The organism is Mucilaginibacter yixingensis (genome assembly GCF_041080815.1).
GTDB lineage: Bacteria > Bacteroidota > Bacteroidia > Sphingobacteriales > Sphingobacteriaceae > Mucilaginibacter > Mucilaginibacter yixingensis.
In genome coordinates, this window is the sequence record NZ_CP160205.1 from 4,943,387 (window position 1) to 4,955,822 (window position 12,436).

Below are 12,436 nucleotides of genomic sequence, written 5' to 3' on the forward strand. Positions count from 1 at the left end.
TTACATTTTCCTAAAATCATACGGCGTCATCTCTATAAAATCCGACACCTTGACGCGCACGCCGGTTACCCTACCATTGATAACGGCAAACGGAAACACCGCTTTACCGTATTCAGGGTCTGAGAATGACACGTAGAAACGATTTCCTCCCAAGGGCTGCGCCAGGGCAAACATTTTAGGGTGATGCTCAAAGCGCAACTGTAACTGATCGTTCAGCTCGCCGCCTATGGTAATGGTCATGCTTCCGTACAGATCGTTCATGTATTTACCGGTATAGGCATTAAGCGGCAGCGCCGGCTTTGGCTTTAAAATGGTGGTATCACGCAGCTTTTTATCGGCCAGTTGCTCGTTCTTTTGCTCTGTTTTATAAAAGTTAAGATACGCCTCGCTGTAGTTGCGATAAGGCAACTTAAAGTAAGCATCCATTATCTCCCAACGCAACGCTTCGTAAAGCGAGTTCTGATCTGTATTGGTAAGGATGATAATGCCCAAATGATCCTGCGGTACCAGCGTTACCGATGATACATAGCCGCTCACCCCACCGTCATGCATCACCACGCGATGACCGGCATAGTCTTGCAGATACCAGCCTAGTCCGTAAAGTTCAAAGTTATTTTCTCCACTCAGGTGATGAACACTCTTAACAATATCCTGCGGTTGGCGTGTAGCGCTGATGGCTGCTGCAGGGATGATCTGCCGCGGACCAACCTTACCATCATTCAACAAAGCCATTACCCATTTACTCATATCGCTGATAGACGAACAGATAGACATAGCAGGCGCCAGGTTATCCAGTTGGGCGTATGGAATAGCCACCAACCGGCCGTCAACCAGCGTGTGCGGTGCGGTGCGGTTTAATGCCTGAGGCATATCGCGGGTTAAGGCTAGGGTATTGGTCATGCCCAGTGGGGCGAAGATATTGTCTTTTATAAAAGCTTCCCACGAGCGGCCCTGCGCTGTTCTGGGCATTAGCTCACCTGCCGTCAAAAATGCGGAGTTGGTATATCCCCATTCCGTACGGAAAGGGTGGGCGGCCTTAATGCGGGCCATGCGTTCTACCACATCGTGCCGGGTAAGATCTGTATTATAAAAAGTAAAGTCGCCCTGATACGTGCCAAACCCAATGCGGTGACTAAGCAGATCGCGGATGGTGGCCATCTCGCCGGCAGGCTTGTTATCGAGCTTAAAGTCTGGGATGTATTTAGTCACCTTATCGTCCAGCGATAGCTGTTTGCGCTCTTGCAGCATGGCTATGGCGGTGGCGGTAAAAGTTTTGGTGTTGCCACCAATCATAAACAGCGTATTCTCGTCAACCTTGTTGGGCAAGCTCAGCTCTTTTACGCCATAGGCGCGCATGGTTACTATTTTACCATCTTTAATTACACAAACCGCAGCACCGGGAATGCGCCAGTTGGTCATGGCGCGATTCATGTAAACATCAAGGCTGTCTCTTATAAAATTTGTTCTGTCTGCCGCGGGCTGCGCCAGCGCGCAGGTTGCAGACAACATTAAACCGGTGAAAATCAACCTTAATTTTTTCATAACACACCAATGTATTTAACGAGCATAAAGTATTAATTTACTCCCCATTTTACTAACACTTTGTACGGTAAAATATCACTTAGGATTTAACTAAATAAACATTGATGCAAACAAACAGATTTTACAAAGTTTGTATTTGTATTGCCGTGGTCTCACTCAGCCTTGGCGTGCAAGCACAACCCAGCCATTCGCCGCAATGGGAGAAAGACGGCTACCATTACTACCAATCGCAAGGCGGCCAGATAGCGGAGTTGGATATCCGCAATCCGCAGCAATCAAAAATCATCGTATCAAAAGCCATGCTTACCCCTGCGGGTAAAGATGCCATTAAACCTCGCCGCTTCAGTTTTTCTGCGGATGGTAAAGAGGTATTGATTAATGCTAATACCCGCCGTGTTTGGCGTTATGACACCCGGGGCGATTATTGGGTATATAACCTCGCTACCAAAACATTGAAACAATTGGGCGCAGGCAAGCCCGAGTCATCGCTCATGTTTGCCAAGTTCTCGCCCGATGGCAGCAAGGTTGCCTATGTGAGCGAGCACAATCTTTATGTTGAAGATCTGACCACCGGCAGCATTAAACCGTTAACCACTGATGGAACCAAGCGACTGATCAATGGCACGTTCGACTGGGCCTATGAGGAGGAGTTTGACTGCCGCGACGGTTTCCGCTGGTCGCCAGACGGGCGGCATATTGCCTATTGGCAAATTGATGCCAGTAAGATCAAGAATTACCTGATGCTGAATACTACCGACTCGACCTACTCATTCACCGTGCCGGTAGAATATCCTGTAGCTGGTGAAGACCCGAGCTCATGCAAAGTAGGTGTGGTTGATGTGAGTACCGCGCAAACCCGCTGGATGCAAGTGCCGGGCGATGCCGTGCAGCATTATATCCCCCGAATGCAGTGGGCTGAAAATAATAACGAGTTGATTTTACAACAGCTTAACCGCGCCCAGAATGAGAGTAAATTATTTATCTGCAACACGTCTAATGGCACCGCACACGCTATTTATACCGAGCAGGATAAAGCCTGGGTTGATGCCATGGATAATGAGTACTGGCAATGGCTGGCCGGCGGTAAAAAGTTTATCTGGCTGAGCGACAAGGATGGGTGGAAACATATTTACACCGTTGACCGCGATGGTAATGAGCAACTGATTACCAAAGGCAATTACGATGTAGTTAGCGTAGAACTGGTTGACGAAGCTGGCGGCCAGATTTATTTCATTGCATCGCCGGATAACGCTACCCAGCGTTACCTGTATAGTATTAAACTAAATGGCGGCACGGCCAAACGCATTAGTCCGGCAAGTGAGCCAGGCACGCATGAGTACGCCATCTCTCCTACCGGCAAATACGCCCGCCATAGTTTCTCTAACGCTTATACACCCGATATAGATGAAGTTATAAGTCTGCCCGATCATAAGCATCTGAGCGGCGACGAGATTACGGTAGACATCAACAACACCGAAAAAAAGAATCGCCCTGAATTTTTCAAGGTAAAAACCATTGATGGCGTTGAGATGGACGGATGGATGATGAAGCCCGACAACTTTGATCCGCATAAGAAATACCCTGTTGTATTTTATGTTTACGGCGAACCTGCCGTTACCACTGCCGACGACGAATATGGCGCCGGCCAGAACAGGCTTTACAACGGCGATATGGCTGCCGATGGTTATGTATACATCTCTATGGATAACCGCGGCTCGCCTGCTCCTAAGGGCCGTGAGTGGCGCAAAGCTATCTCCAAAAACATTGGCATACTCAACATCCGCGATCAGGCAATGGCAGCCCGGGAAGTGCTGAAATGGCCGTTTATTGACTCTACCCGCACGGCGGTATGGGGCTGGAGCGGCGGCGGTTCATCAACACTGAATTTGCTGTTTCAATACCCTGATATTTATAAAACAGGAATTGCCGTTGCTGCCGTGGGCTGGCAATTATCATACGATAACATTTACCAGGAACGCTACATGGGCGTACCTACAGACGATGCTGGCCGTGCGCCGTTCATCAAAGGCTCGCCAGTCACTTATGCCAAAAATCTGCGCGGCAATCTGCTTTATATTCATGGCACGGGCGATGACAATGTACATTACAAAAATGCCGAAATGCTGATCAATGAACTGGTTAAATACAACCGCCAGTTTCAGCTGATGTCATACCCAAACCGCACCCACGGCATATCTGAGGGACAAGGCACCACGCAACATTTGCGCACGCTGTTTACACAGTATTTGAAAGAACATTGCCCACCGGGAGGCAGGTAAAAGGTTGATATCATTCACATAAAAAAAGCCCGCCGAAAGATGGCGGGCTTTTGCTTTTTGGTTAGTAAAGGCGTAATTATATTTTTTAAAAGGGTAGATCGTCATCTGCCAAAGGACCAAAATCCTGGGCCACATTATCTGTTTTAGATGGTGTACGTTGCTGATTATCACCATCAAAATCGCTTTTACGCCCCAGCATGGTGAAATTTTCAGCCACTATTTCTGTGGTGTACTTCTTTGTTCCTTCTTTATCTTCAAAAGAGCGGGTACGTATTTTTCCTTCAATGTATACCAGTTTGCCTTTTTGCAAGTACTTCGCTGCCACATCTGCCAATCCTCTCCACATCACGATGTTATGCCATTCGGTTTGCTCTACCTTGCGTCCGTCTTTATTGAAGGTTTCAGACGTTGCAAGCGGAAAAGTAGCCACGGCAACCCCTCCCTCCAGGTGACGAATTTCGGGATCTTTACCCAGATGCCCTACCAGGATCACTTTATTGATACCAGACATAGTTTAAAACAGGGAATTAGTTTTTAATTTAAAAAATTAGTTAAAAATATAAAAATGATTTGAGGCAATGCTAATTTTTTTAAATTTTTTCTTTCTGTGAAAAAATAATCCGACAGTAAATCAACGCTTTCAGCTTCAATTTCAATAAACTGAACCCATAAACGCTGATGGGTCAATACATGTTTTTTAACAGGATGAATTTTCTTAATAGTAGAATCCCCATTTACCAGCCCGCCATTTTTTGCCGCAATAAGTATTTCTTCTGGAGCCGCCTGCTCTGGAGTCTCTACCAGGGGCAGCTCATAAAGGTTGGCCCAAATATCGTTAGCGCCCCGCTTTTGCATCAGTATACGGTCTTCCCCGTCAGTTATCAGCAGGTAATTAAAATGGCGTTCGCGGATCTTTAATTTATTCAGTTTTACGGGCAGCGCATTGATGGCATTGTGCTTAAAGGCATGACACCCCAATCGCACCGGACAAATACCACATGCCGGATTTTTGGGCTTACACAGCGTGGCCCCAAACTCCATCATCGCCTGGTTGTGCAAGCCGGGATGCTCTCGGTTCAGCAGCTCATCCGCCATTTGCTGAAAGATCTTTTTGCCCTGCGTACTATTAATCGGTTCGCTGATGCCAAAGTAACGGGCAAGTACCCGGTATACATTACCGTCAACCACCGCGCGGGGTTCATCAGCAGAAAAAGAGGCAATAGCGGCGGCTGTATACTCACCTATTCCTTTCAGCTTAATCAGTTGCTCATAACCCGTGGGGAACTTTCCGCCAAAATGTTGTTGAACCAACTTGGCCGTTACCAGCATGTTGCGCCCACGCGAGTAATAGCCCAAGCCCTGCCACAGGCGCAGGATATCGTCTTCCGGCGCGGCGGCAAAATCGGTCACCGTCGGATAAGCCTCCAGGAACCGGTTAAAGTATGGCAGGCCCTGCTCCACACGGGTTTGCTGCAGTATAATTTCAGAAAGCCAGATGACGTAAGGGTCGTTGGTGTTGCGCCATGGCAGGTCGCGTTTGTTTTGCCGGTACCAGGCAATCAGCTCGTCAGAAAACAACATCATTCGTCAAAAATACGCATTAAAATGAGGGGCGGTTTTTGTCCATTTTAATGCCCGTGTCAAAAAAAATTTCTTTTATTTCAATATTCGCGAATAAAGCGATACTTTTGCAACCCCAAAACAGTTAAGTATTTACATAATAAATAAAAGGAAAACAGATATGACTAAGGCAGAAATAATAGCTGAAATCTCATCTAAAACAGGCATTGAGAAGGTAGACGTTCAGGAGACTGTTGAGGCGTTTTTCAAAGTTGTGAAAACTTCAATGCAAAGCGGTGAAAACGTTTATGTGAGAGGTTTCGGTAGCTTTGTTGTTAAAAAAAGAGCTAAAAAAACTGCTCGCAATATCTCTAAAAATACTGCCATCATTATCCCAGAGCACTTTGTGCCAAGCTTTAAACCAGCCAAAACTTTTGTTGAAAAAGTAAAAAGCGGTAACAAAAAATAATTAACCCCTTAAAAGGATGAAAAAACAAACCATACAGATAGTTGTAATTGCTTCAGCTGTTGCCGTTACAGGCTATCTGTATAGTTTAAAACCAGTTAGGTTACAATCCGAAGAGAAATCGGGCCATAACAACGGCATGGTAGCAGGCTCAAAACCGGCACCAGCTGCTACAGCGGTAAACGTGGAGGCTTTATCGGCCACCGCAAAAACAGCTATCGGTCCAAACTTATCGGTACACATTAACGAACTGGAAGGCCAGCTAAAAGCGGCCCAGGGCACCGAGAAAACCAGCCTGCAATTGCAGTTGGCTAAAGCCTGGGATAACGTAAGCCAGCCTGCACCGGCAGCCTTCTATTACCAGGCAGCTGCCAAAAGCGAAAACAAGTTTGACGACTGGCTGCAAGCCGGTAACCGTTTTAACTCTGCCTTTCGCGTTACGCAAGACAGTACCCTGCAAGCCACCATGCTTGCCGGCTCTGTTGAAGCATTTACCAAAGCCACCGCCATGCAGCCCAACAACCTGGAAGCAAAAACAGGCCTGGGCGTAGCTTATGTTAACGGTGGTGCACCATCGCCAATGCAGGGCATCAGCCTGTTGCTGGAAGTGGTTGGTAAAGAGCCGAACAACTGGAACGCCAACTTTAACCTTGGCTTATTCTCCATGAAATCGGGCCAGTTTGATAAAGCGGTTATCCGTTTCACCAAGCTGATTGAAATGAAAAGCGGCGACAAGCGCAGTATTGAGCCTTACTTTTACCTGGCCGAAAGCTATAAACAGCTGGGCGAGAAAGAGAAAGCCATTGCAGCTTACACCGCTTGTAAAGAAATGATGTCGGACGATCCGGAATTTACAAAACAGATCGACAGATATATAAGCGAATTAAAACATTAATTAACCCTTAAAAAATTAAAATTATGCCAAGCGGTAAAAAACGTAAAAGACATAAAATGGCCACCCACAAACGCAAAAAACGTTTAAGAAAAAACAGGCACAAAAAGAAATAAGCTATCCCCATAGCTTATTTTCCTGTTTTAACGGGTTATATTTTATTGTTTACCTCACAACGAAAGCCGGCTTATTATCCCGCCGGCTTTTAGAAAACGGAATAGCAGTTGATAAAAGAATTAATTATCGATTCGACCCCTAATGGGTCGACTATTGCCTTATTACAGGATAAACAGCTTGTAGAACTCCACAAAGAGCACATCAACAACAATTACACCGTTGGTGATATTTATCTCGGCAGGATCAAAAAGATCATGCCCGGGTTAAATGCCGCGTTTGTGGACGTAGGTTACGAGAAGGATGCTTTTTTGCATTATTTAGATCTCGGTCCGCAGGTGCAAAGCCTGCTTAAACTCACTAAGCAAGTTAAAAGCGGCGGCTATACAGCCAAACTGCTGGATAACTTTAAGCTGGAGGCCGACATCAACAAAGCGGGGAAAATTTCTGAGGTATTAACCAAAGGCCAGCTCATACCGGTACAGATTGCCAAAGAGCCTATCTCTACCAAAGGGCCACGCCTTAGTTCAGACTTGTCTATTGCCGGCCGGTATGTGGTGCTGGTGCCTTTTTCTGAAACGATATCCATATCGAAAAAGATTAAGAGCAACACCGAGCGTACCCGTTTACGCAAGATCATTGAGAGCATTAAACCTAAAAATTTCGGCGTAATCATCCGCACCGTGTCTGAGAACAAGGGCGTAGCCGAGATGCAAAAGGACTTGCTTGATCTGGTCTCTAAATGGGAAAGCTTTATTACCCGCCTGCCTGGTACAGAACCTTCAAAAAAGGTTTTGGGCGAGATAGACCGTACCTCAACTATCCTGCGCGATATTCTAAATCCGGATTTTCAGCACATCTATGTAAACGAGACCTCGATTTACGAGGAGATCAAATCATACGTGCACGAAATATCGCCGGAGATGGAGAATATCGTGAGGCTGCATAAGCACAAAGATCCAATCTTCGAGCACTACGGTATCGAAAAGCAAATCAAGGGCGCGTTTGGCAAAACAGTAAACCTAGCCGGCGGCGCTTATCTTGTAATAGAGCATACAGAAGCCCTGCACGTCATAGACGTGAACAGCGGCAACAGAACAGCCAATAAAGAAAACCAGGAAGAAAATGCCTTCCAGGTGAACAAAGAGGCTGCTAAAGAAATTGCGCGACAGCTGCGGCTGCGCGATATGGGCGGTATTGTGGTGATTGATTTCATTGACATGCACAAGCCAACCAACAGAAAGGAATTGTTTGATTTTCTTCGTCAGGAGATGTCGCACGACAGGGCTAAGCATACCATTTTGCCGCCCAGCAAGTTTGGACTGGTACAAATTACCCGCCAGCGCGTGCGTCCTGAAATGAATATTGTTACCAGCGAGGTGTGCCCAACCTGCCACGGCACCGGCACCGTACGCCCAACAATATTATTGCTAGACGATATTGAAAACAATTTCAATTACATACTGGTAGAACAGAACGAGAAACACATTACACTGTGTGTTCACCCTTACATTGAGGCCTACATTAAAAAAGGCATCATGAGCCGTCAAAGGAAATGGTATTTCAAATACGGCCAATGGATAAAGGTGAAAAGCAATTCAAGCTACCAGATTACCGAGTTCCATTTTTTCTCGAACAAAGACGAAGAGATCAAACTATAAAGCGGATTTGTCCGAAAAGAGATAATGAAAAGCGCCCTGCATTGCGGGGCGCTTTTTTGTTTAAATTAGCGCTGCTTTATCACAATTTATATGCGCTTTTGTAAGACCATTTTCACGGCACTAATGCTTGCTTCAAGTGTAGCCACCGCACTAGCACAAAACACCTCCATCAACACAAGTAAATTACTTCCTGGGCAAAATGCCTATTACCTGGATAAAGATGGCGAAAGGGTAGATTCTAAAGATAGCGCCCAAATAGTACGGGTATTTAACGGTTACGATTCTGTAGCTCACCTTTATGACTTATCCGAGTATGATATAAAAAGCGGGCAGCGTATCATGATTGGACGGTCATCCAGTGGTTATCCGTTATCGCTTGAGGGCTCCTGCGTATCCTTCTATGTTAATGGAAAACGTAAAAGCGTCATCAGCTATAAAAAGGGCTATCCAACCGGAAATGGTTCTTTTTATTATCCCAATGGTAAGCCTTATCAAATTTTGCTATATAACGATATTAAGACGTTGGGCAAATTGTACAAAAGCATGGATTACATTCCTGAAAGCGAAAGGCAGAATATTATAGCCAGTTATGACACTACCGGGAAACAAATGGTGATAGACGGCAAAGGCCATTTTGTTGGATATAGCGATGATTTTAAACTAATTGAACAGGAAGGAGACGTTGAGAATGGCAAAAGAGTTGGTAAATGGCAGGGCCAACTATCTAACTATACTTATACCGAACAATATAACAATGGCAAATTAATAAGCGGTGTTTCAACTGATGCCGAAGGCTTACAACATCCTTATGATAAATTCAGGACTAACGCAGACTATCCAACCGGGCTGACCGATCTTTATGCATTTATCGGCCAAACCGTACGATACCCGATAGCCGACCGTAAAAACAATGTACAGGGAAAGGTATTTATCACATTTATTATCAGCGAAGACGGCACGCTCCACAATCTGATATGTCTGCGGGCGCCATCATACGATATGGCCGACGAAACCATCCGGGTACTCAAACTATCCCCAAAGTGGAAACCATCATTAGTAAGAGGCATACCAGCCAAACAAGTATTTACGCTGCCCGTTTCTTTTACTTTAAGCAGATAGATCTACCCGGCCGCCATTTACCCAAAAAGATAATGAAAAGCGCCCTGCACTGCGGGCCGCTTTTTTTAAATTAGCACGGCTTTATCGCAATTTATATGAAACACTTCTTTACTTGCTTCTTCCTTTTAACCGCCGCCTGTTTTGCAAAAGCGCAGGGGCAATCAACCGTTTACTATCTGAATAAAAAAGGGCAGATCACCACCAGTAAAGATAGCGCCCTGATTGTCCGTACAGTTACCTCCCAAGACGCAGCGACAGGCCTATATGCTTTCAATGATGCTACAACATCTGGAAAGCAGATTTGCAGCGGACAGACTACAAAGATCAACCAACTCTATCTACAGGGTCACTTTACGGCTTATTATCCATCGGGCAGCAAACTGGCCGATGCGGTTTTCAATAATGATCAGCGCCAGGTCATTACCATTTACTATCCAAACGGGCAACAATACCTAACAGAAAAAACAACTTATGAGTCTCCCTCTTCCGGCAAATATGGCAGAATTACCGACGTTCAAATATTAACCTGTGCAGACTCTACCGGGAAGATGCTAACAGCAAACGGCAATGGTAGCTTTATTGACTATCAGCCTCAAATAGCGGCCCCAGAATGGTCTTCTGCCGCGTTTCGTTACGGCGCATTCCACGAAGGTTACGCTTCCGGAGAGCTAAAAAATGGAGAAAAAGACGGCAAATGGGAAGGCGGGAACCGGTTGTTTGCCTACGAGGATCTATACCAGGGCGGAAAATTTGTAAAAGGCAAATCGTTCAATAATGGAAAGACTTACGAGTACACTGAGCTTGAAAAATCTGCTGAGTTTAATGGCGGGATAACCGCTTTTTACCAATGTCTGAGCCAGAATGTGGTCTACCCCCAAAGCGCACGTCGAAGCAAAATATCGGGCGAAGTATTTGTAACGTTTGTTATAAATTTTGATGGGCACCTAACCGAAGCCAAAGTATTACGCTCCCCACATCCAGACTTGAGTGCCGCCGCATTGCAGGCACTTGCTCAATGCCCAGCCTGGACCCCGGGTACGCAAAGAGGCAGACCGGTTCGTCAACAATTTACTGTCCCATTAACTTTTACGCTGCCGGGTAATTAATCTGCTAAACACCCCGACGCCTTAACTAGCCTAGCACTACTCGGCCGCCTTCGCGCTCATATTCAACGCCAGGTGTAGTGTGGCATCCATATCGAGTTTATGGCGTACGGTGTATTGCATGCGCACTTTCAGGCGGGGCAAGCGCACCAGTTTGTCAAGCCTGGCAGATTGATCTGCATCCAGCACCAGGCTTTTACCAACGTTGGGGCCAATGTCTGTACGCTGCGCAACCAGCACTTCGCTGCTGCCATCTTCCTTAGAAAGATAGATTTTGATAGAAGCAATGTTACCAATGTTAAAGTCAGACGGATTATCAGCTTCAATTTTTGCTGACGATACGTGTACCTGCTCAATTTTATAGGCATTATTACCATCCTTGCTAAACTTCTGGTCGAAACTTTGCGACATGGCGGTTACCTCGCCCGGTTTGCCCGGCTCGGCACTGATGGGCACCACCAGGTTAGCAGTATATGGAAAAGCAGATTTTACAACAGATTGAAAAGTTCCGCAAGCCGTTAACAAAGCAGCAGCAAACAACAAAGGCAGTTTTTTGAACATGGAGGTAGCGTTAAAATATAGTGCGCAAATTAATCACTTTTTGAATAAGCGTACAAAACCATATTTTAGTATGACCATTCCATGTCTAAACCTATGCGCATTTTCATTTTTTTTGCCTGCGTCATCGTACCTTTTGTGGCATCGGCACAACGGCCAACAGATACCGTTTACTTTAATGCCAATGAAGACGTTATCAGTAACAAAGAGGCGGCAGCCTATTACCGGGTAATTACCAAACGGGCGGCCGACGGCAGTTTTGATTTTACACAATACCAGAAAGACGGCACCTGGCTAACGTCTCACGCTTCAAACACTATTAACCAACCCATATACGATGGCTTGCAAACCTGGTACTACACCACGGGCAAACCACACGAAGAACGGACGTTTGTACACGGCTTACGCAAACAAATTCTGGTCTATTATCCTAACGGAAATTTATCACTCAAGCTAACATACAAAGGCAACTTTAGCCCTCCGCTGGTGATGTATCAAGCCCTGCCAGATGGTAAAGCACTGGTAGAAAACGGACAAGGTACCGGCCTCCTGTTTTCCATTGTAAATACTCAAAATGCCTTAGTTGACAGCGCTGCCCAAAGTTATACCCTTACCGGGAAATATATTGATGGCGTAAAAGAAGGTACATGGACAGGAAAAGACACCCGTGGTTATACCGTAGAAGAACAGTATGAACACGATAAATTTAAAAATGGCACCACCATCACGCCCAGCGGCAAAAAACACAACTACACCAATGTGCTTGTCATTCCCGATTTTAAAAGCAAGCGTGGCAAAATAGATACTTTCATAATCGCCCATTTGCAAAACCCGGCTGATACCCTGAACCTTTGGCACCGCTATGATACCGACAAGCACATTTCTATTGCCTACAAAATTGCTGCCAATGGAGACATCACCGGCGCGTATGGCTATCTGAGCAATGGATCAACTGTCGAACTTAAACTTACCCGGAAACTTCCCCGTATAGAGCCCGGCACTGTTCGTGGTATAAAAACAGCTTTCTTTATGCCTGCGAGTAACTGGCTGGGGTATCCGCAGCCCCGGCGTAATTATCCTCCATTTCAGGTAGACCCTGACCTAAGCGGCCATTACAAAGGACATCAATAAGATTTGTATAA

Annotated in this window: 11 protein-coding genes; 7 read left to right on the plus strand and 4 right to left on the minus strand. The window is 45.8% G+C overall.

Features of this window, described 5'->3' with window-relative positions; genetic code table 11:
* Positions 1 to 1,542, minus strand: a complete 1,542-nt coding sequence (locus tag ABZR88_RS20415; RefSeq protein WP_107827806.1) for a serine hydrolase — start codon at positions 1,540 to 1,542, stop codon at positions 1 to 3.
* A 104-nt stretch (positions 1,543 to 1,646) separates the two neighbouring features.
* Here ABZR88_RS20415 and ABZR88_RS20420 point away from each other — a divergent pair, with 104 nt between their 5' ends.
* On the plus strand, positions 1,647 to 3,821 hold the full coding sequence (locus tag ABZR88_RS20420) for a S9 family peptidase (protein ID WP_107827807.1): 2,175 nt from the start codon (positions 1,647 to 1,649) through the stop codon (positions 3,819 to 3,821).
* A gap of 85 nt (positions 3,822 to 3,906) precedes the next feature.
* Here the strand turns inward: ABZR88_RS20420 and ABZR88_RS20425 are convergent, their stop codons facing one another.
* On the minus strand, positions 3,907 to 4,332 hold the full coding sequence (locus ABZR88_RS20425) for a single-stranded DNA-binding protein (protein ID WP_107827808.1): 426 nt from the start codon (positions 4,330 to 4,332) through the stop codon (positions 3,907 to 3,909).
* Between the two features lie 23 nt (positions 4,333 to 4,355).
* The gene (gene mutY, locus ABZR88_RS20430; protein ID WP_342748739.1) at positions 4,356 to 5,405 is read right to left on the minus strand and encodes an A/G-specific adenine glycosylase; all 1,050 of its coding nucleotides are present in this window, start codon (positions 5,403 to 5,405) and stop codon (positions 4,356 to 4,358) included.
* 157 nt (positions 5,406 to 5,562) lie between these two features.
* Between mutY and ABZR88_RS20435 the strand changes: the two genes are divergently transcribed.
* The 5 genes from ABZR88_RS20435 (at position 5,563) to ABZR88_RS20455 (ending at position 10,739) form a co-directional block, all read left to right on the plus strand.
* Complete coding sequence (locus ABZR88_RS20435) at positions 5,563 to 5,850, plus strand: HU family DNA-binding protein (RefSeq protein ID WP_107827809.1); 288 nt, start codon at positions 5,563 to 5,565, stop codon at positions 5,848 to 5,850.
* 16 nt (positions 5,851 to 5,866) lie between these two features.
* A complete protein-coding gene (locus ABZR88_RS20440; RefSeq protein ID WP_107827810.1) occupies positions 5,867 to 6,742 on the plus strand; it encodes a M48 family metallopeptidase in 876 nt (291 codons plus the stop codon).
* A gap of 221 nt (positions 6,743 to 6,963) precedes the next feature.
* Positions 6,964 to 8,514 (plus strand): Rne/Rng family ribonuclease, encoded by a 1,551-nt coding sequence (locus ABZR88_RS20445; RefSeq protein ID WP_107827811.1) that lies wholly within the window; start codon positions 6,964 to 6,966, stop codon positions 8,512 to 8,514.
* Between the two features lie 123 nt (positions 8,515 to 8,637).
* Positions 8,638 to 9,633 (plus strand): energy transducer TonB, encoded by a 996-nt coding sequence (locus tag ABZR88_RS20450; RefSeq protein ID WP_170113558.1) that lies wholly within the window; start codon positions 8,638 to 8,640, stop codon positions 9,631 to 9,633.
* A 95-nt stretch (positions 9,634 to 9,728) separates the two neighbouring features.
* A complete protein-coding gene (locus tag ABZR88_RS20455) occupies positions 9,729 to 10,739 on the plus strand; it encodes an energy transducer TonB (RefSeq protein WP_107827813.1) in 1,011 nt (336 codons plus the stop codon).
* A 36-nt stretch (positions 10,740 to 10,775) separates the two neighbouring features.
* Here ABZR88_RS20455 and ABZR88_RS20460 read toward each other — a convergent pair whose 3' ends face one another.
* Positions 10,776 to 11,297, minus strand: coding sequence for a hypothetical protein (locus ABZR88_RS20460; RefSeq protein ID WP_107827814.1), 522 nt, complete (start codon positions 11,295 to 11,297; stop codon positions 10,776 to 10,778).
* 93 nt (positions 11,298 to 11,390) lie between these two features.
* On the opposite strand from ABZR88_RS20460, the gene ABZR88_RS20465 reads away from it, so the two are divergent.
* Positions 11,391 to 12,425: a hypothetical protein gene (locus tag ABZR88_RS20465; RefSeq protein ID WP_170113559.1), complete on the plus strand. Its 1,035-nt coding sequence runs from the start codon at positions 11,391 to 11,393 to the stop codon at positions 12,423 to 12,425.
* The last annotated feature ends 11 nt before the right edge of the window (positions 12,426 to 12,436 follow it).